The organism is Ketobacter sp. MCCC 1A13808, from assembly GCF_009746715.1.
GTDB lineage: Bacteria > Pseudomonadota > Gammaproteobacteria > Pseudomonadales > Ketobacteraceae > Ketobacter.
Map to the genome: position 1 here is coordinate 1 of NZ_VRKW01000021.1, position 19,020 is coordinate 19,020.

20 protein-coding genes and 1 pseudogene are annotated in these 19,020 nt (G+C 47.4%); 6 read left to right on the plus strand and 15 right to left on the minus strand.

All coding sequences use genetic code 11. The features are described from left to right. Positions 1-119: 119 nt before the first annotated feature. Positions 120-1,196: pseudogene (locus FT643_RS21505) on the plus strand (IS256 family transposase); the annotation flags it as partial. A 5-nt stretch (positions 1,197-1,201) separates the two neighbouring features. On the opposite strand, the gene FT643_RS21510 reads toward FT643_RS21505, so the two are convergent. From FT643_RS21510 to FT643_RS21565, 12 genes are all read right to left on the minus strand, one after another. Beyond that, the gene (locus tag FT643_RS21510; protein WP_156873486.1) at positions 1,202-1,687 is read right to left on the minus strand and encodes a hypothetical protein; all 486 of its coding nucleotides are present in this window, start codon (positions 1,685-1,687) and stop codon (positions 1,202-1,204) included. A 3-nt stretch (positions 1,688-1,690) separates the two neighbouring features. Beyond that, entirely contained in the window at positions 1,691-1,951 is a 261-nt protein-coding gene (locus FT643_RS21515; RefSeq protein WP_156873487.1) for a hypothetical protein, read from the minus strand. A 23-nt stretch (positions 1,952-1,974) separates the two neighbouring features. After that, positions 1,975-2,256, minus strand: a complete 282-nt coding sequence (locus tag FT643_RS21520; RefSeq protein ID WP_198043779.1) for a MafI family immunity protein — start codon at positions 2,254-2,256, stop codon at positions 1,975-1,977. Beyond that, a complete protein-coding gene (locus tag FT643_RS21525) occupies positions 2,253-2,519 on the minus strand; it encodes an EndoU domain-containing protein (protein ID WP_411267825.1) in 267 nt (88 codons plus the stop codon). The genes FT643_RS21520 and FT643_RS21525 overlap by 4 nt, the downstream gene beginning before the upstream one ends. A gap of 66 nt (positions 2,520-2,585) precedes the next feature. Continuing rightward, on the minus strand, positions 2,586-2,990 hold the full coding sequence (locus tag FT643_RS21530; protein WP_156873488.1) for a DUF6896 domain-containing protein: 405 nt from the start codon (positions 2,988-2,990) through the stop codon (positions 2,586-2,588). 1 nt (position 2,991) lies between these two features. Further along, positions 2,992-3,192: a hypothetical protein gene (locus tag FT643_RS21535; RefSeq protein WP_458859528.1), complete on the minus strand. Its 201-nt coding sequence runs from the start codon at positions 3,190-3,192 to the stop codon at positions 2,992-2,994. Positions 3,193-3,307: 115 nt separating this feature from the next. Then, positions 3,308-3,538 (minus strand): hypothetical protein, encoded by a 231-nt coding sequence (locus FT643_RS21540; protein WP_156873490.1) that lies wholly within the window; start codon positions 3,536-3,538, stop codon positions 3,308-3,310. Positions 3,539-3,891: 353 nt separating this feature from the next. Continuing rightward, positions 3,892-4,203: an immunity 53 family protein gene (locus FT643_RS21545; protein WP_156873525.1), complete on the minus strand. Its 312-nt coding sequence runs from the start codon at positions 4,201-4,203 to the stop codon at positions 3,892-3,894. A gap of 310 nt (positions 4,204-4,513) precedes the next feature. Continuing rightward, the gene (locus tag FT643_RS21550) at positions 4,514-4,756 is read right to left on the minus strand and encodes a hypothetical protein (RefSeq protein WP_156873491.1); all 243 of its coding nucleotides are present in this window, start codon (positions 4,754-4,756) and stop codon (positions 4,514-4,516) included. A 17-nt stretch (positions 4,757-4,773) separates the two neighbouring features. Beyond that, positions 4,774-5,760 (minus strand): RHS repeat domain-containing protein, encoded by a 987-nt coding sequence (locus tag FT643_RS21555; RefSeq protein WP_198043783.1) that lies wholly within the window; start codon positions 5,758-5,760, stop codon positions 4,774-4,776. Next, positions 5,753-6,607 (minus strand): putative Ig domain-containing protein, encoded by an 855-nt coding sequence (locus tag FT643_RS21560; RefSeq protein WP_156873493.1) that lies wholly within the window; start codon positions 6,605-6,607, stop codon positions 5,753-5,755. The genes FT643_RS21555 and FT643_RS21560 overlap by 8 nt, the downstream gene beginning before the upstream one ends. Positions 6,608-6,830: 223 nt before the next feature. Continuing rightward, positions 6,831-6,998 carry a PDDEXK nuclease domain-containing protein gene (locus tag FT643_RS21565; protein WP_458859529.1) on the minus strand — a complete coding sequence of 56 codons (168 nt, stop codon included), beginning with the start codon at positions 6,996-6,998 and terminating at the stop codon, positions 6,831-6,833. A 531-nt stretch (positions 6,999-7,529) separates the two neighbouring features. Here FT643_RS21565 and FT643_RS21570 point away from each other — a divergent pair. From FT643_RS21570 to FT643_RS21590, 5 genes are all read left to right on the plus strand, one after another. Next, positions 7,530-8,795, plus strand: a complete 1,266-nt coding sequence (locus tag FT643_RS21570; protein WP_156873494.1) for a TolC family protein — start codon at positions 7,530-7,532, stop codon at positions 8,793-8,795. A 35-nt stretch (positions 8,796-8,830) separates the two neighbouring features. After that, complete coding sequence (locus FT643_RS21575) at positions 8,831-9,745, plus strand: efflux RND transporter periplasmic adaptor subunit (protein WP_156873495.1); 915 nt, start codon at positions 8,831-8,833, stop codon at positions 9,743-9,745. Positions 9,746-9,756: 11 nt separating this feature from the next. After that, positions 9,757-12,870 (plus strand): efflux RND transporter permease subunit, encoded by a 3,114-nt coding sequence (locus FT643_RS21580; RefSeq protein ID WP_156873496.1) that lies wholly within the window; start codon positions 9,757-9,759, stop codon positions 12,868-12,870. A 42-nt stretch (positions 12,871-12,912) separates the two neighbouring features. Next, on the plus strand, positions 12,913-13,665 hold the full coding sequence (locus FT643_RS21585; protein ID WP_156873497.1) for a dienelactone hydrolase family protein: 753 nt from the start codon (positions 12,913-12,915) through the stop codon (positions 13,663-13,665). A gap of 221 nt (positions 13,666-13,886) precedes the next feature. Continuing rightward, positions 13,887-14,759: a hypothetical protein gene (locus tag FT643_RS21590; protein ID WP_156873498.1), complete on the plus strand. Its 873-nt coding sequence runs from the start codon at positions 13,887-13,889 to the stop codon at positions 14,757-14,759. A gap of 22 nt (positions 14,760-14,781) precedes the next feature. On the opposite strand, the gene FT643_RS21595 is transcribed toward FT643_RS21590, so the two are convergent. From FT643_RS21595 to FT643_RS21605, 3 genes are all read right to left on the minus strand, one after another. Further along, complete coding sequence (locus FT643_RS21595) at positions 14,782-15,462, minus strand: Fe2+-dependent dioxygenase (RefSeq protein ID WP_156873499.1); 681 nt, start codon at positions 15,460-15,462, stop codon at positions 14,782-14,784. Next, positions 15,446-16,594 carry an alpha-hydroxy acid oxidase gene (locus tag FT643_RS21600; protein WP_156873500.1) on the minus strand — a complete coding sequence of 383 codons (1,149 nt, stop codon included), beginning with the start codon at positions 16,592-16,594 and terminating at the stop codon, positions 15,446-15,448. Before FT643_RS21600 ends, FT643_RS21595 begins: the two co-directional genes overlap by 17 nt. Before the next feature lie 78 nt (positions 16,595-16,672). Beyond that, the gene (locus FT643_RS21605; RefSeq protein WP_156873501.1) at positions 16,673-19,006 is read right to left on the minus strand and encodes a TonB-dependent receptor; all 2,334 of its coding nucleotides are present in this window, start codon (positions 19,004-19,006) and stop codon (positions 16,673-16,675) included. Positions 19,007-19,020: the final 14 nt, after the last annotated feature.

The window sequence follows — 19,020 nt, forward strand, 5'->3', positions numbered from 1 at the left end:
AAAAATGGACGATGCCCATAAGAAATTGGAAAACGGCCTTAAACCGATTTATGATTCTGTTCGAAGACCGTTTGAAGGATTATATTTAACCCTGCAGTTACACAGAATTATTTACAGGGTCCAACGAGGAAGCGCCTAACCGTAAGAACGGAAAGTCTTCCAAGACCTTAAAAGACCCCACTGGCAGCGTTGAGTTGGATCCCCCCCAGCGACCGGTCTGGCACCTTCGAACCCCAGCTGATCAAGAAGAACCAGACTCACCTCACCGATGAATTGGAACGCAAGATCCTGGCTCTGTTTGCCCTGGGTAACAGTTACCAGGACATCCGCGGCCATATTGCCGATCTTTACGGTGTCGAGCTTTCCAATGGTACCACCAATGCTGTCACCGACAAGCTGCTTCCTGAGTTGTAGGCGTGGCGTGAGCGAGACCTGGAAGCCATCTATCCTATCGTCTGGCTGGACGCTATACACTACAAAATAAAAGAAAACGGCCGCTATGTCAGCAAAGCCATTTACACCATCCTGGGCCTCAACATCGAAGGCAAGAAGGAGCTGTTGGGCCTGTATTTATCGGATCAGGAAGGCGCTCATCACTGGCTTTCAGTGCTGACAGATCTGTACAACCGAGGCGTAAAAGACATCCTGATCGCCTGTGTTGATGGATTGAAGGGCTTTCCTGAAGCCATCGAAAGCATCTACCCCAATACCGAGATCCAGCACTGCATCACTCACCAGATTCGCAACTCTATGAAGTACGTCGCCTCAAAGAACCAGAAGGCGTTTATGACCGATCTAAAATGCGCTTACAAGGCTGCTACGCTGAACGCTGCCGAAACCGCTCTGGATGAACTGGAAGCCAAATGGGGTGACAAATACCCGATGGTGATCAATTCCTGGCGTAGTAAATGGTTCACCTTGTCGACTTATTTCAAATACCCGGATTATGTCCAGAAGGCAATCTACACCACCAATGCCGTTAAAGCTGTTCACCGCCAGTTCCGCAAGCTCACCAAAACCAAAGGTGGCTTCGCCAATGAAAACAGCTTACTGAAGCTGTTCTATGCCGGTATACTCAAAGCCACTGAGCGATGGACTCATCCGATTCAAAACTGGAACCTGACGGGGTCGCCTAGACGCTGTCACAGCTCACGATCCACTTCCCTGATCGATTGGAGAAATTCATCAGCTTATGATGCCACTAGGCTGACACAGAATTTTGAACACCCTCGTTAAATTCAGAGTCCGAGGAATCTACAACCATTATAGATTCCTCGTAATCATTTAACTCATCAGACAATAGTTGCTCTCCAGTACGCTGTAAATGGAACTTCAGCTTCAAGCCGAGCTCATCTAGGGACAATACAGCTAATAAATTCTGATCCCTTTTCTCCTTATTCCAATGAGAGAAAATTTTTCGAGTAAGCAAAACGCCTTGAATCAGGTAATCTGCTTCAACATAGTCATCGATATTGATCGAGTTTATAAAGCATTCAAATCCAGTTTTATCAGGAAAGTCATCTACCGAGGCGTTAGTTTCAATATTTATGCACGCTTTAATAAAAACACAACCGTACTTTTCACTGAAACCAGACTCTCCAATCTTAAGTAATTCACGATCTAGCACTCTACCGTTCAATTCTAAATGAGAGTACGCCGTAGCCATATCTTTGTTCATCGTAAACATATTTTATTCTCCAAGATATTTGGTCATGGCTTTATCTATTGCAGCTCTAAACTTTTTATCACTAAGCATTTTATTTACAGACTTTGGTGCATTAGGAAAAGATTTTGTTTCCGGGTCATACAAATACTTATTGTTTTTATTGTCTTGATAATGTACTTGACCTGGCCTCTGCCCGGGATTTGGATTTTCAACATCTATTCTCTCTTTACCCTTACCCTTCCATAAAGTCTTGCTTGCGGTTTTCGTTCCATTTGCACCCAGCATCCCTCCCTTTGCAACATTAAAACTTAGCTATCAGTTACATGGCCGCGCAGTTTCTCTTCAAACACTTTTTTGTCCAATTGCATTAGCTCTGCCAACTCACAGACGAGAGCCAAATACTCACCAGGAATCTGCTTGTTCTCCTCAATTACGATATCAACCAAGGTATCCAAAGCCAGTTCATATTCACCAGCATCAATGAAATCCTGTACTTCATTTCTTTCAGAATTGGTAAATATTTCTAACAACAGACCAAGCAATCGTAACAACAGATTTTCGATAGACTGATAATCGTAGGTAGTCATCATGGGTTTCTCGGCACGTTAGTTGGGAACCCTGAGACAATATCTCCATTGCGTTCCTGAATTACTCTGATATCAATCCCATCGCGCGTTCCTTCGGTAATGGTCCGCCCGCCACGCCCAGTACGAGTTACGGCATTTGGATCAGTCGCAATGTCAGATATTTCATGCATGATTTTGTCATCTGACCAGCCTTGAGGAAACTCACTCTTTCCTGGCTTGCCAGTACCAGGTCTATGCCCACCACCTGTGGCATCACCGTCAAGGATGTGTCTACGACGCTTAGAAGAAGCAAGGTCTACATAGTCATCTGCCTTCTTTGCAACATCAAACCATCAACCTGAGAGTTCAAAATATCCATCACTGATAACTGATGACTTAATCACCCCTTGATCCTTAAGCTTTGCCAAGCAATCTGCTAAGTCATATTCACTATAATCGACTCCAATTGAGTCGAGAAACTGCTCTAACCTCCAAGAATCAAATATTTCTGTGTTGTCTACATACTTATGAACATCAATAATTTCGCCAGTAGAAACGTTCCGAAATAGCAGGCCTACTCCATGCTTATTAAACATCCATATCTGACCACCAATTTCAATTTCTCCAGTTTTGGGAAAATCGAGCAAAAACTGCCAGTCTTTTAAGCCAGGATGAAGAGCAGCAAACGCGGAAATCAAAGCGACTTGATAGCAGATTAGTTGGTGTATTAGTTTGTTAAGATTTGGAATCGTACCCATACTAATATAATCTCGCTTCAGCAGCTTCTTTCAATAATTGATCGCCTTGCTCTCTAGTTGCTTTTGTAATATTTTCCGGTATTTCCTTAATCCCAGCGCCTATTGCTCCCTGCGTCCGATGATGCCCATCGAGAATAATCATCTTCCCATCTACATCCGCTACTTCAACCGGTTTGGTTTGATCGTATCCATTTTCACGCATGTTTCGGCGTAGCTTCTTAACCCGGCTAGAGGACATCTCATTCCTTCCTTGACGGCTGATCAAAGATTTTGGATCTACTTTCTGCGCAACATTGCTGCATCGCTACATTAAAAAGCTATCCAGCCAATTCCTCAGCAAGCGCCCTTAGCTCCTGTTCCGAGAACTCAAACTCAGGCCCTTCCTCCATAGCCATCAACTGAAGAAGTTTCTCATCAAGATCAGGAGTCAATTCAACCCCATGATCTTGATAAAGCTGGAAAGCCGAGCGGGCTATTCTCACAACGTCGTAGCCTTTATCAAGCTCTGCTTGCAATACACTACTTAGTTCTTTCGCTGTAAGCGTCATAACCCTAGCTCCCTTGCAGTTGGTGGATAATGTTGAGAATTGACCGTCTGACCGTTAATTGATTTCGGATGAACTCTATTTACCTGGCCAGAATGGTTATAGCTTTCCATCCACTGTCTGACGTTACCGGTTTGAGGGTTATGCTCAGTGACAAATGAAGCCCCACGGGTCGGGCCTTCAGTCCTTGCAGGGACTTCCTTGGTGTAATAACGCGTACGGCCATCAGGTAGTTGTCGCGTCGTAGCTGCATTTTGCTGAGCTTTTTCCAACCCAGAAAGTTTCGCGCGAAGTGCTGATTGCGCATTTACGTTTTCGGCACCGCTACTTACTTTCTTTGCAACAAGGGTAAATTATTACGGCGCGTTTTCCTCCGCCCAACTCAGGAAAACTCCAATCAATTCGCCCAAATTAAAGGGGCCTCCATACCCTTGGAAATTACCTTTCTCGACCTTGCACAATATCCAGTCATTCTCATCAGCACGTTGTACTTTTATGTCTTTGAATTCGACATCATAAAGATAGGTATCTTTCAATTCGACCTTTAATGACCAACCTGGATTATCAATATTGCTAATAAACACCCCGTAGGTGTGCTCCCAGTCTTCGTTACACATGGATGCATACCACTGTTGGAGGCGCTCTAACAGGCCAGATTCTGAACTCATCATAACCATACCTTAGTAGTTGTAGTGGTTACCTTTTGGTATTTCACTCGAATCAGCAGGTCTCACCCCTCCTGGAATATCTTTACCTTGAGTGTGCGGCGTAGGCACGGCGTCACCTGTTTGTTTGTTGATATGCGGGGCACCTTTTAAATCCGTGCTCTGCACTTTGTCCCATCCATTTGGATTTCTTGGGTTAGGACTCCAAGTTTCATGTTTAGTAATTTCACCCGTTTGGGGATCTGATTTCCATGTCGTGTGTGGTCCGTCAGCATCCTTGATTGGTTCAACTTTCTTTGTTCTCTTTGTAACATTAAATCACAGGATTATTTAATTCATTCCCATACTTATCGGTAAATCGTCTTTTAACTTGCCTAAATAGTTTTAACTCCAAGTCAGGATTTAGACCTTCAACTTTAAAAATTTCCCTAACGAACTCGTCAGCAATATATTGATTTCGTGACGCCAACAAATCAACATCATTAGGAGGCAAACAAAACCCCAAATCCACACATATTTGATCCAAAAAGCATCTAATTTCTGATTCTACATCCATAAACTATATCCAACCTGTTAATTGTCTAAATGCTTCTCAATGCTTTTAATCAATTGCTGTTCAGCTGCTTGCCGTTGCCCATGAGCTTTGTCGCTACCAAGTTCAATATTTATCTTTATTCGTTGTTGCACGCTTTCACCTAATTCACCCTTCAACTGAGTCAGCTCTTCATTTGAATAATTTTTCAAATCCTTAGGCCGCGGCAATTCACCATGTACCTTTCCAGTTGAATCTAACGAAGGTAGTTCTTTTCTTGCCTTCTTTGCAACAATTTGAGCCCCGTCTCTCGTTGCTTCAATCCCTAACCCTGAAGCACCAGGGAAGATTGGTACTGCCATTAAAACAGAGTCGACTAGTATACCCCCTGCATCTACGATCGCTGCGCTATAGTCTCCCCGGCTATAATTATCTACTAAGCTTGCTATTCCAACGCTGATACTCAATGCTTCAACGGCTAAATCTAAGTATCGCCCATCAGGATCCACGTACTTATATGGGTTGTTATTGACATATGCATACCGATTAAAACTCATTGGGCTGCTTTCCACAAACCAAACCGGATCAACTGCTAAAAACCGTCCCATTTCGGGGTGGTACCATCGGCCTTGCATGTAAGTTACATTCAGCGTCTTTTCATCCAGATGACCTGTGAAACCAACACTATTATCGGTATCTTCTTTTACTATTTGTGAACCATAGGGCAGATAGTCCTCACGCCACTTAACAGCGCCTGAATGGTCCGTTGCCATGATGGGTGAACCCAGGTGATCCGTTGTAAAGTAGGTAATGCTTTCTACGGCCGCGTTGCTGCAAAAAGCAAAGCCAAACATTAACAATATGATTAAAGCGCGGCTTACGCTTTTTGTGATAATTTCAAAATGCTTCATAGTCGAAATGCCTGCTTTGATATTAATAAATCCTATCTCTTTATTGGCCGCATGACGAACGTGCCCTAAACTCTGCCAGTTGCTGGTGGATAGCCAGGAGGTGAGCCGCTTATTCATATTGACTCTCCTCCGGTCCATTGCCGTTGGGTACAAAGCTCGAATCGGTCGTCAACAAAATGCGATCAATGATGACGTCCGATTCGCGCATCCACAGATTCAAATGATGCACACCGGGGCTGCTCACCTCGAAAGTGAATACGTTTCCAGCAGAACCCTGCCGAACATTGGACCAGGACCAGCCATTGGGCGGGGGAATGACGAAATATTTGCCCGAACTGTGCGGGATGCCGTCCATTCCAGGATAAAAAGTGCGGGAGGTACTATTCGGAGCATACCCGCGTATCCATAGGTAATAAGTACCCGTTTGCGTAAAATCGATGGCGTAATCAACTCGGGCATTATCGGTCGTAAAGCCATTCGGCGGTGAAACCGAGGCCCCTGCAGGCGCGACTATCGCACCTTCGCCCACAGCTTCTGCTGGGGTAATCAATTCCCAATTGTAGTTTTCAAAGGACTGCTCTTGGTTGATGTAATGCTCACCCTCCATGACCACCAGGCCTGCTGATTCCTGATAGACAAAGTTACCCGTAGTGACAGGTACTGTCTCCACCGTGATGGTAACGGTTTGCTCGGAGTACAGACTGCTGTCCACAGCATCGGTGGCACGAATCACCAGGGTGTAAGTACCGGGACTATTAAGCGGTGGCGTCCAATTCAGACGGCCACTGCCATCACCCCAATCACTGAAACTTGGATTGCCCGGCAAACCGCTCACATCCGCCGACAATGTTGGGACCGTACTATCTGCATCAGTGGCCGTCACCGTGAAATCAAGCGCCTGTTCTTCCACAACACTTTGACTGCCAATGGTTGCTAGCTCAGGTACAGCGTTATTGGTCTGCATACCAGTTCGGTTACTTTATATGGTGCGGTGCTGAGCTGGGTTTTCCGATCTTGCTCTGCAACAGCGTGGCCTGCTTTTCCCGTTGTGGGTGCAGTTCTCTAATCACTTTGAGTACCTTTGTCACCATGGGCCTTGGTGGGACCAGGAGAACCTGGGGCAATATACCATTGCACTAGAGCAGCCTGTCGTCGCTTGAGAGTGTTAACGGCAGTTCGATCATGCTTTATAGCTTCCCAGCACACAGAATAATGTCGAGTGGCGCTTCCTCTCCTGGCTGTCGCTCGTGTTTGTCGAGCCAGCGCAAATAAAGCTCCATCTGGCCCTTGTTCTCAGCCTTAAAGTCGCCAAACTTTAGCTCCACGACCACCAGCCGCCGGAGATAGCGGGTTATTCAAGGGCAATTCAGGCGGTTACAGGACTCGATATGAACGCGGATGTTCGAATTACACTTGAACTTTTAGTTTAACGGCTTACACTATTGCGTTCAGTTTTTGATTTGGTTAATTCAGTTGTTTAGATTGCTGCTACGATCCATGATGATTTCTCTCCTGCTATTGCAATCTTTTGCAACGCTCGCGGACGTGCATCAATTTCACCAAGCAGATAATCAACACCAAATAATCACCGAGCAACTTCAGGATAATGACCAACTGAAGCTATCCGAAAAGCAATCCAACACAGATATCGGCTGTCAACATTGTTGCCATTGCCATGGTTCTATTCATTTCGCACTACCAACAAACGCTGAACCCCCCTGGCCGAATCGAGTTGGCTCTGAAGTCACGGCTTACTCTCATTTTTACTCTCCCGATATTTCCGCGCACCACTACCGCCCTCCTATCATTTAGTCCTGCTAAAAAAACACGTTTACCATTAGCGCCGTCCCTTAACGGCTGAAATCTTTGCTAGCAGGAATGTAATCATGGCTATGACTCATGCCCGTGAGGTATTTTGCCGCCTATTGTATACCGTCATTATGGTGGTTGCCTCTGTGTCTCCCACTATTGCTATCGCGCAAAGCATGACACTTACACAAGCAATCACTAACACTCTGGAACACAACCCTCAATTGCATCAATTTGAGATAAAGAAAAACCACATCCTCGGTCAACGTAAAATGAGCAGTCTGTCTCCCGGACTCAACCTGGATTTTGAAGTTGAAAATATCGGAGGTAGCGGTCGCTACTCCGATGTGGGATCAGCGGAGACAACATTATCTTTATCGTCTGTTATTGAATTAGGCGATAAACGAAACGCACGCACAGCTGTCCGGGATTCGGAATTGGATCTAGTCGACTACCAAAAGCGGGCGTACACACTGGACGCTCTAGGGCAACTGAACGCGGTTTTTATTAAGACGTTAGAAATCCAACAACTCATTACTTTAGCTGGGGAAGCGCGAGACCTGGCAAAGAAAACCTTAATGATTGTTAAGCGCCGGTCCGGAAAAGGTGCCGCACCGGACTCTGACATTAAGCGATCCAACGCGCTATTAGCGAAATCCCAACTGATATTAGACGCGCTAACACAACAGCACGAACGGAGTCTGGTTAGGTTAGCATCGTTTTGGGGTGGGGAAACGCCCCCCGCCACCGAAGTAGAGGGAGAACTTTATGACTTCGGCTCAACGTCGGAATACTCAGACCTGTACCAACGCGCACTGGCCTCACCCGCCATCGCCGTTTTAGCCAGTGAAGACCGGCTGAAAGCAGCCGAAATTCAGCTCGCTCAAACACAAGGCAAACCCGACCTGGATTGGAGCGTGGGAATTCGACGTTTTGAGGATTCAGGAGAATCGGCGTTAGTTGCGGGAGTATCTATCCCACTCTTTAGCGGAAAACGTAGTAACGGTGATCTAAAAAGCGCGTTGGCTGACCGCGATGAGGTTGCGCTCCGCCGCAAAGATGCCCTTAACCAATTAAATACCCGCTTGTTTGATGCTTACTCATTACGTATTCAGCAAGTGAATGAGGTGAAAGTCTACCGAAACACGGTTATTCCTGAACTCACTTCTGCTTTGAAAGCCACTCAGCGCGCTTACGAAACTGGTCGCTACAGCTATCAAGATTGGATTGCAGCACAAAAAGAGCTTATCGAAGCAAAGCAGAGCTTAATCGAAAGCGCAGCTGCAGCATTGTTAAACCAGACCGTTATAGAACAGTTGGTCGCGAAACCCTTTGCTCAATAATTCACGCTCATAACGGAACAAATTCAGGAATAAATATGAACAATAAATTCGTTTTATCGCTAATGACGATACTCACATTGGGACTGATTAATACGGCCTACCCGAGTGACTCTGAACATCACCTTGAACACGAAGAGACGACAAAAATCACAGAGGATCTAGCAAATAAAAACGGCATCAATACCGGGATTACCGGTCCGCAGAAATTACATAAATCGATCATCAGCTACGGCAGACTGACAACGGCTCCGGAGAAAACAAGTCATGTACGCGCTCGCTTCGCAGGAATAATAAAATCTGTCAGTGTCACCATCGGCGACCAGGTTAGTACTGGCGAACTTCTGGCCATAGTCGAATCCAACGAAAGCCTAAAACAATACAAAGTGATTGCCCCTATCACAGGAACCATTATTCAAAGGCACGCAAATGCTGGGGAAATGACACAAAACCAGGTGCTGTTTTCCATCGCTGATTTTCAATCTCTTTGGGCTGAATTGCGAATCTTTCCGCAACAGCAAGCGCTTATCGAGCCAGGTCAACCCATTAAACTACTGAATAATGGCGAAACTCCAGGAAACACGAAGGAATCCATCATCGAGCACGTCTTGCCAGGTCCGGAAAACACCGCTTACACCATTGCAAGAGCTAAGATTCCAAATGACGATAGTAAACTATTACCCGGACTTATGATCGGTGCAAAAATTGACATCGCGGAATTTACCACCGCACTTGCTGTGAAAAATACTGCACTGCAGACCATGGATTCGCAACTCGGTATTTTTACCAAAGCCGAAGACACCTATACATTTAAACCGGTGACCATTGGCCGATCCGACAATCAATTTTCTGAGGTGATTTCAGGTGTTGCAGCAGGAGTGGAATACGTTACTGAAAATAGCTACCTGATCAAGGCCGATATAGAAAAATCAGAAGCCGAACATGAACACTAAGGAGGCGTAACATGATTAATTCAATATTACGCCTTGCGATAGAAAGGCGGATTCTATTCTTGAGTGCATTGGTCTTAATAATCGCATCAGGATTATGGAGCTACCAGCAACTTCCCATCGATGCCGTTCCCGACATAACCAATGTTCAGGTTCAAATAAATACCGCAGCGCCCGGTTATTCCCCCCAGGAAGCGGAACAACGCATAACGTACCCGGTTGAAACAGCCCTCGCAGGGCTACCTAAGCTGGCTTATACCCGCTCGCTGTCCCGCTACGGGCTATCTCAGGTCACGGTCGTTTTCGAGGAAGGAACAGACATCTATTTTGCCAGAAACCTAATCAATACCAAGCTTAGCGGTATCCAATCCGCGCTGCCTGAAGGTATAGAACCGGAGATGGGACCGATCTCAACAGGGCTTGGTGAAATATTTATGTATACCGTGCAGGCTTTACCCGACGCGGAGAAAATTACCGGGACTCACTATGACGCAACCGCACTACGTGAGATTCAGGATTGGATTATCAAACCTCAGCTGGCGCAGGTGAAAGGCGTAGTCGAAGTGAACAGCATTGGCGGTTACAACAAGCAGTACCATATTACACCCGACATACAAAGCATGCTGCATTTTCGTATTGCCATGGCAGACATCGTTCTAGCGCTGAAAAACAACAATCGCAATCAGGGAGCGGGATACATAGAAAAAAATGGTCAGCAACTTTTGGTACGCTCTCCTGGTCAGCTTACAACGATAACTGAAATTGAAAATGTCATTGTCACCAGCCAGGATTCTGTACCCGTCAAAATATCCGATATAGCCAGTGTCGCTATTGGAAAAGAGCTTCGCACTGGAGCTGCAACCCAGGATGGTGTAGAGACGGTGCTCGGCACAACGATGATGCTGATCGGAGCAAACTCGAGAGAAGTAGCAAAGAATGTGGCGTTAAAGCTCGAACAAATTCAGACATCCCTCCCCCGGGGTGTCGTCGCAACCCCGGTATACGATCGCACTTCACTGGTAGACAAAGCCATGAAAACGGTGAGCAAAAACCTGTTGGAAGGCGCCCTTTTGGTGATCCTTATCCTGTTTATGTTACTGGGAAACTTGCGAGCTGCGATTATAACCGCAGCGGTGATTCCGATAACAATGCTCATGACCGTAACCGGTATGGTTAAAACCGGCGTTTCAGCTAATCTGATGAGTCTGGGGGCATTGGATTTTGGTCTCATAGTCGATGGTACCGTTATCATCGTTGAGAATTCCGTACGACGTTTAGCCTATGCACAACGATCAGGAATTCTGGATTTACGGGAACGTTTGAATACAGTGTACGAAGCGGCTTCTGAAGTCATCAGACCCAGCTTGTTTGGCGTAGCCATAATTACCGTGGTTTATATCCCCATATTTTCTTTGACCGGGGTAGAAGGAAAAATGTTTCACCCGATGGCGGCCACCGTCGTCATGGCCCTCATCGCAGCTATGATTCTGTCCCTGACCATAGTCCCCGCAGCGGTAGCAGTATTTCTTAAAGGAAATATTAAAGAAAAGGAAAGCTTCGCCATACAAGTCGCAAAATCGATATACAAGCCCATGCTGATGTTAGCAATGAAGGCTCGCTGGTTGGTATTGGTCTGTGCAGGGGGGTTCGTTATCTGCGCCACCTGGATAGCGACAACTCTGGGTTCTGAATTTGTACCGCAACTGGATGAAGGTGACATCGCCCTGCACGCTATACGGATACCGGGAACCAGCCTAAGCCAGTCGGTAGAAATGCAAGAGCTACTGGAGAAACGCATTAAATCGTTTCCCGAAGTTGACAAAGTGTTTGCTCGAATAGGGACAGCGGAAGTGGCTACAGACCCTATGCCGCCCAACGTTGCGGATAACTTTGTTATCCTGAAGCCTCGCAACGAATGGCCCGAACCTGAAAAAACCAAACAACAGCTGATAAATGAGCTGGAAGAATCACTTACTCAGGTACCGGGCAATAATTATGAATTTACTCAGCCAATCCAGATGAGATTCAATGAACTAATATCGGGAGTGCGAGCCGACTTGGGGATAAAGGTTTTTGGCGATGACCTAACGCAGCTGGTGTTAACAGGGAACGAAATAATGAGCGTTTTGAAAGAAACGGAGGGTGCTTCCGACGTTCGTGTTGAACAAGTAACCGGGCTTCCGACACTTTCCGTTATCCCCAAAAGAACGGAGCTTGGTCGATACGGGCTAAACGTGACCGATCTGCAGGAATGGGTTGCTTCAGCAATCGGCGGAGAAAGTGCAGGTATTTTATATGAAGGGGATCGACGCTTTGAACTGGTGGTACGACTACCGGAAAGCACGCGCAGTGACCCGGATCAACTGTCTGAGCTCCCTGTACTTTTAAAAAATGGCGACTATGTTCCGTTATCCGAAATCGCAAACCTGGAAGTATCCCCTGCCCCGGCTCAAATAAGTCGTGAAAACGGAAAACGCCGTATCGTGGTGACAGCAAACGTTCGAGGACGTGATCTAGGCGGATTTGTCGAAGAGGTTAAGGGAAACATTGCGGCTAATGTGAACATACCGGCAGGCTACTGGCTCGATTTCGGTGGCACCTTTGAACAATTGGAATCAGCTACCAAACGCCTGAGCATTGTGGTGCCCGTTACGCTGATCATTATATTAAGCTTACTGGTAATGGCGTTCGGCTCACTAAAAGACGCGTTAATTATTTTCAGTGGTGTGCCTTTAGCTCTCACAGGCGGCGTATTTGCTTTGGCCATCCGAGGTATGCCGATGTCGATTTCAGCAGGCATCGGTTTCATTGCATTGTCCGGCGTGGCTGTTCTTAACGGACTGGTCATGTTAGCGTTTATTCGCAACCTGTGGCACGAAAAGAAAGATCTCGCGGGCGCAATAATAGAGGGCGCTGTTATCCGGTTACGCCCTGTTCTGATGACCGCATTGGTGGCCAGTTTGGGGTTTGTACCTATGGCCCTGAATACGGGCACCGGCGCAGAAGTTCAGCGACCGCTAGCGACAGTCGTAATAGGCGGCATCATCTCTTCCACGTTACTGACATTATTTGTACTGCCCGTGTTATACCATTGGCTGCACGGACGATCGCGCTCCGTAAAAGTCTAAATCGGCAACCAACGAAGATAAACCCATTTAAGGTGGAATCTCATGAAATTACTAAGGACGTTAAGCATCAAAACCATGGCCCTCACCCTGGGCCTGTTCTCTTCCATCACCTTCGCCGGCACCATTACCTATAAAGTGGATAAACAAGAATACGAAGGTTATTACGTATCCCCCGGCGAGGATGCACCCCTGGTCATATTGCTACACGATTGGGATGGATTAACGGACTACGAAATACAGCGATCCGATATGCTAATGAAGCAGGGTTATGCGGTGTTTGCGGCAGATCTATTCGGAAAAGGTGTTCGCCCGATAAAAGATCAGGATAAGAAACAACACACCGGAGAACTCTATGCGGACCGGGAAAAATTACGAAACCTCATCAAAGCTGCTGTTACTACGGCTAAAGCCCAGGGCGCAGATGTTAACAATGCTGTAATGGCAGGTTACTGTTTTGGCGGAGCCGGAGTGTTGGAATACGCCAGATCAGGTGCCAATTTAAAGGGATTTGTCACATTCCACGGAGGGCTGAGCACGCCCGTTGGGCAGAACTACAAAAATACCAAAGCCGGAATATTAGTGTTTCATGGAAGTGCGGACAGCGCGATCAGCTTACAGGATTTGGCAACCCTGGGCACAGAGCTGGAGCAGAATAATGTTCCACACGAATTGATTAGTTACGGTGGTGCCCCCCACGCATTCACTGTGTTCGGCTCGGATCGTTATCGACCACAAGCTGACAAATTATCCTGGCAGCGTTTTCTGACCTATTTGCAGGAAACCACCAGTAAATGATAGTTATCACCATGAGCAGATAGATGAGCACCCGCTCTTGAATCTGCTCATACCCCCTCCTTCTGATTACCCTGCAATTTCTTACTGCACGACGAACTACTCGCACCGCGTGCCACTTAGATCTGATTTGGCACGGTGTGGCTGGAGGCGTTGCTGGCTTCTATTACGGGGATGGTATAATATACTTCCAATAAAATTACCCGAACCAAGGATTTGATTCAATGTTCGCCGGATTGGTACAGAGCATGATTCAGAAACACCAAAAGCTGGAAGCATCCGCCCACCATTTCGCTGACTCAGTTCGCGCTGATGAAGGCCTGCCGATCCTGCTGCCCGGCTATTCTGGTCCTTTGGACCGTGAGTCTGCCATCGCATCAATGACGCAGATGTGGCGCTTGTCTGCAGGCGAAACGTTGCCAACGGCCGGACTGGTATGCTGCTCGAAAGCAACCATTCGCCAGGCCGTTAAATTAAATGACGCAAAACACCAATTCCAGGAAGCCATTAAGCAGGTCCGTAACGGAGCTAGCGGTGAGAAATCCAGGATAGATAAACTAGTAGACCGCATGTTGCAACAAGAAGGACGGCGAACGGAAGAACTGATTATCGCGCTAAAACGCGCACGCCTGAATCAACTGGATTTGCTCCGCTGCTACGCGAAAATCCGTGTCATTGAGCCTAACCTTCATTCGATTAGCTGGACTTGGGCCAAAACCCATTCCGTGATCGACCCGACCAACCGCGAAGAAGCCATGGAGATGGCTGAGAAACTGACCCACCCCCACACACGCAGCAGGGTAATGGCGTTACTGCAGGATTTGCCCGCTGGCGAGCCGTTAGCGTATAAGAAAAAATTACCCAACCAGCTGAGAGCCAATCTGGTCTGGAAAGAAGAACGTGTCTACAGAAGAAAAGCTGTCACCATTTCGGGCATCGTGTTAAGTCAGGACAAAACCTTGCCTAAATATGTGTGGCGGGATGATCCCGGAAATGACTCACCGGCGGAACGCATCACCCGATTCGATACCAAGCTGAATCCGGAGCCCTACATTAAAGCGCTGCACCTGCACCGCTATATCGCAAACGATGGTTAAACAGCAGATTGAATGGGCTTGTTCAGACGTCTATCCAGCGCCTTAAAAGGTTATGATAGATGCCACTCAAGCGAACAATTTCGGTTTGCTGACTGTTTTCAGTGCGCAGCATTTGAATACTCTGGTCCAATTCATACAACAACTCTCGCGCGCCGTCATCACGCACCATGCTCTGCACCCAGAAAAAAGAACTGACTCTCTCACCCTCCTCTACCGGTTGCACCTGGTGCAAACTAGAGGCGGGATAAAGCACCAGATCCCCGGCGCAAAGCTTGACGGGCTGCGCCCCGAACGACCCTTCAATCACCAGTTCACCACCCTGATATTCGTCCGGTTCTGACAAAAATAACGTTGCGGAAATATCGCTTCTTACATATTCACCGGTGCCCGGCGCCTGCAGTACAGCACTGTCCACATGCACGCCATAACGACCACCCGCCGCGTAACGATTAAACTTTGGCGGATAAATTTTCTTTGGTAACGCGGCGGATATAAATTGCGGATTCTGACTGAGCTTGCTCACAATCAAATTACCCAATCGAACGCCGGTTTCATGGTGGTCGGAAAATTGCTGATTCAGTTTCACTTCTTTTGCCAACTCACCGGCACTGGAAGCACCCTCCTCCCAATCAGCCTCAGCCAACTGCAAACGAAATTGTTTTACTTCGATCTTGGATAAAGCGCCTTCAACGACGAGCAACATGGGCTGAACCTTCTATTAAACAACTTTCATTGATTTCTTCTAATGTAGTGCACCCGGTTAAGGCCATACAAAGCTCCAATTCATCACGAAACAACCGAAGCAAATGCGCCACACCTATGGCTCCGGCCACCGCCAATGCGTATATCGGTAGACGACCAATCAGGACCGCATCTGCGCCGAGGGCAATGGCCTTGAAGACATCTGAGCCGCTGCGAATGCCACCGTCAAGCAGTACGGCAACACCATCGCCGAGCGCTTCACGTATCGCCGGTAAGGATTCAAGCGTTGAAGGCACGCCGTCCAAAGCCCGACCACCGTGATTTGATACGATGACGCCACTTGCACCGCAAGCAATCGCTTGGCAAGCATCCATGGGGTTTAATATTCCTTTTACCACCACTGGTAACGTCGTTTCTTCGATCAACCATTGCAAATCACTCCAGGTTGGCGCTTCCGACATTATACCCTGGAAAATGACACTTTGATCTGGATTCAGACTGACCTGGGGAGGGATGGAATGGTGTTTGAGATTAACTGCTTGCACATGCGCGGGCATAACGAACCCGGCCGCTTGTGCCCGTCGGTTACCGGAGCGAACCGGCACATCCAATGTCACCACCAGGGTATCGTAACCCGATCGTTCCGCCCGTCGCACCAAGTCCAGGGTATCCGCCTTGCCCGGCTGAAAATAGAGTTGAAACCATTTATGACCCGAAGTTTCGGTAGCGATCTCTTCCAGGCTATACGATGAAAGCGTGCTGCTGATCATACCGCTTTCCAACGCATCGGCAGCACGGGCACTGGCCAGCTCGCCATCGGGATGCACCAATTTTTGAAATGCAACAGGCCCTAACAGCAACGGATGGCGAAATTCCTGATTCAGAATACGGGTGCGGGTGGTAGCAGTTGTAAAATCAACCAGGACTCGATTCATGAGCCGGACGTTTTGATAGGCCTCGAGATTGGACTTCAGCGTGGTTTCTCTTCCACTTCCACCTGCGATGTGGGCATAGATAGATGGCTCGATAAACTCGCGAGCGATAAGTTCATAATCTTCGGTACAGGTAATGCTTTCGGGAATAGAGGTTAACGCGGAGCGTACAGTTCGGGTTGGGGATTCAGATTGAGCCATTCAAAAAAGCCCCCTGAGCTTCTCGATAGGAAGATGAAAGTCCCGTCATTTTAGCAGAGACGGGACTTTCAGGCTCTATTATAGCTGATAAGTGAACGTTAGCATGGCTCTGGGAGCATCACCGATATAGGTGAAGGCACCGCTGCGATAAGCTGCCAAATAGTAATCTTCATCTGTGACGTTCATCAGATTCAGACGCGCATTCAGACTATCAGTAATGTCATAGGTCGCAAACAAATCCAATACGGTATAACTCGGAACGGTATAGGAGTAATCACCGATGGCTTCGTTGTATCCGGGTGCAGAATCAGGTTGGCCGGCGTACATCTCGCTGGAATACGTGACCACGCCACCAAAGGCAAACTGATCGGTAAACTGATAGCGAAGTTGGAAATAGGCGCTTTCATCGGCAAAATTACTCAAAGTCTGGCCAATGGTTTCTACATTGTAAGACTCCGTTATTTCGGCTTCCATAATGGCTACGCCGAACTGCGAGCTAAGGCGCTCGGTAATATTGCCGGTTAACGATGCTTCAATACCTTTAACTTCATTGGCGCCGGTATTAATTGTGCCGATCGTGGCATAATCGTCACCAACACTCTCCATGACATCTTCTTTCTTAATCTGGAAGATAGCCAAAGTAGCCAGTAGCTTCTCTTCCATGACATTCCATTTCGTGCCTAATTCCAGATTAGTCGTCGTTTCAGGTTTGTTTTCTGTTACCTGAATCGGATCGCCACACAGGCCACCGTATCCACAGTTTCCGCCCAAATCAGACTCGCCACCGTTGATATTGCTCGACGTACTCCAGGTAGCATATATATTACCGTGTTCGGTAATATCATAGACAACACCCACATGACCATTCCACAGTCCGTCTGAGTAGCTGTAATCCGTCTGGTCGCCATCGTCCCCTGTTAGCGTATTCTGGTAATCGAAATCGTCATAACGAATACCCATGAACACGGACGCCTTTTCCGTCAGATCCACAGTATCCATAACATAGAGCGATACGGTTTCAACGTTGAAGTCAGAGTCCTGTCTGTCCTTTTCAATAGTACGACCCGTAAAATTATGAATATCAGGCACAATTGCACCGTTGGCATCGACAATACAATAGGCTGATCTTTGCGAGCCACCGCGACCGGAAAGTACACAATTAGTTGCGGCGGAATCGGTAACTTTATAGAGGCCATTCTGTACTTTCAGATCGGAATACTCCATGCCGAATACAAATTGATTGCGAATGCCGTTCGCACTTTCTGTATCTACATAAAAGTTCAATTGATCAGCCAGGTACTCTACTTCCTGCCACCCCTGGTGGTCACTCAAGCCGATAGTAGGAGTCGGTGGAACGGTAGCCAAATTATCACTTCCGCGAGCACCGGTAACCACGTATCCATTATCCGTAGTGCCGTAGCGAATCGAATTCTGCACGCGGAAGTTGTCGCTGACATCGTAATTCATACGAAACGTGAACGTGTCCACGGTGGATTCAAGGAAATCGGCGTTTTGCAGATAGACAGGGATATCGTCCACCGGCTTGCCACCGTCCGGAAGAATATAGGTGCCCAAATCAGGCTTATCATCTGCCTGCAAATGGTAATAATCCGCTATAAAGGAGAGCTTTTCTGTTGCTGTAAACGCGGCAGACAATGCGATACCGGTGCGCTCCCGGTCCGCCGGGCCACGATCAGGTACTTCTTCTGCAGCACCCAGCACGTTGACACGAACGGCCAGATTATCAGTCAAAACCTGGTTGGTGTCCGCTGTCAGCCGGTAATATTGATCTGTACCAAAGCCACCCTGCAGCTCAGTAAAATTGTATTCGGTACTGGCTTGCTTGGTAGCACTGTTAACCGCACCACCTGTTGATCCTCGTCCTGCGAATGTGGAGCTGGGACCTTTGGTCACTTCCACTTGTTCAGTAGCAAAACTCTCACGAATTGTCATCCCCGGATCACGTAAACCGTCAACGAATACATCGCTGCGGGCTTCATGCCCTCGAATAATATAGCGATCACCGAACGCATTTCCATTCTCACCGGTGCCAAGAGTAATACCGGGCTGAGCCTGCAGTACTTCACGCAAATCAGACCGGCCGGAATCCTGAATCTGAGTTTCCGTAATGACCGTAATCGTTTGCGGGGTTTCAGCCAGCGGCTTAACGTGACGCGCATCGCTTGACACTCTGGCTTTATAGGGCGCACCGGGTTCTGCATAAGGGTTGGTATCAATTGCCCGATCTTCGATCTGCATTTTATCCAGTTCGATAGTATCCTCTTCAGCCATGACCACCGGGCTCATGATCAAAGCGGAAATACCCAATGCCAACGTTGTTTTCTGGCCTCTGAACTGATCGCGGGAACGTAAGCTTATAGGTCGCTGCGACCCATTGTTTGGTTTGGTCATTTATTTAACTCCTG

Excerpts from the sequence above, each read along its gene's own strand:
- FT643_RS21510 (WP_156873486.1), bottom strand. The coding sequence starts at position 1,687 with ATGTTTACGATGAACAAAGATATGGCTACGGCGTACTCTCATTTAGAA.
- FT643_RS21515 (WP_156873487.1), bottom strand. The coding sequence starts at position 1,951 with ATGCTGGGTGCAAATGGAACGAAAACCGCAAGCAAGACTTTATGGAAG.
- FT643_RS21520 (WP_198043779.1), bottom strand. The coding sequence starts at position 2,256 with ATGATGACTACCTACGATTATCAGTCTATCGAAAATCTGTTGTTACGA.
- FT643_RS21530 (WP_156873488.1), bottom strand. The coding sequence starts at position 2,990 with ATGGGTACGATTCCAAATCTTAACAAACTAATACACCAACTAATCTGC.
- FT643_RS21535 (WP_458859528.1), bottom strand. The coding sequence starts at position 3,192 with ATGCGTGAAAATGGATACGATCAAACCAAACCGGTTGAAGTAGCGGAT.
- FT643_RS21540 (WP_156873490.1), bottom strand. The coding sequence starts at position 3,538 with ATGACGCTTACAGCGAAAGAACTAAGTAGTGTATTGCAAGCAGAGCTT.
- FT643_RS21545 (WP_156873525.1), bottom strand. The coding sequence starts at position 4,203 with ATGAGTTCAGAATCTGGCCTGTTAGAGCGCCTCCAACAGTGGTATGCA.
- FT643_RS21550 (WP_156873491.1), bottom strand. The coding sequence starts at position 4,756 with ATGGATGTAGAATCAGAAATTAGATGCTTTTTGGATCAAATATGTGTG.
- FT643_RS21555 (WP_198043783.1), bottom strand. The coding sequence starts at position 5,760 with ATGAATAAGCGGCTCACCTCCTGGCTATCCACCAGCAACTGGCAGAGT.
- FT643_RS21560 (WP_156873493.1), bottom strand. The coding sequence starts at position 6,607 with ATGCAGACCAATAACGCTGTACCTGAGCTAGCAACCATTGGCAGTCAA.
- FT643_RS21570 (WP_156873494.1), top strand. The coding sequence starts at position 7,530 with ATGGCTATGACTCATGCCCGTGAGGTATTTTGCCGCCTATTGTATACC.
- FT643_RS21575 (WP_156873495.1), top strand. The coding sequence starts at position 8,831 with ATGAACAATAAATTCGTTTTATCGCTAATGACGATACTCACATTGGGA.
- FT643_RS21580 (WP_156873496.1), top strand. The coding sequence starts at position 9,757 with ATGATTAATTCAATATTACGCCTTGCGATAGAAAGGCGGATTCTATTC.
- FT643_RS21585 (WP_156873497.1), top strand. The coding sequence starts at position 12,913 with ATGAAATTACTAAGGACGTTAAGCATCAAAACCATGGCCCTCACCCTG.
- FT643_RS21590 (WP_156873498.1), top strand. The coding sequence starts at position 13,887 with ATGTTCGCCGGATTGGTACAGAGCATGATTCAGAAACACCAAAAGCTG.
- FT643_RS21595 (WP_156873499.1), bottom strand. The coding sequence starts at position 15,462 with ATGTTGCTCGTCGTTGAAGGCGCTTTATCCAAGATCGAAGTAAAACAA.
- FT643_RS21600 (WP_156873500.1), bottom strand. The coding sequence starts at position 16,594 with ATGGCTCAATCTGAATCCCCAACCCGAACTGTACGCTCCGCGTTAACC.
- FT643_RS21605 (WP_156873501.1), bottom strand. The coding sequence starts at position 19,006 with ATGACCAAACCAAACAATGGGTCGCAGCGACCTATAAGCTTACGTTCC.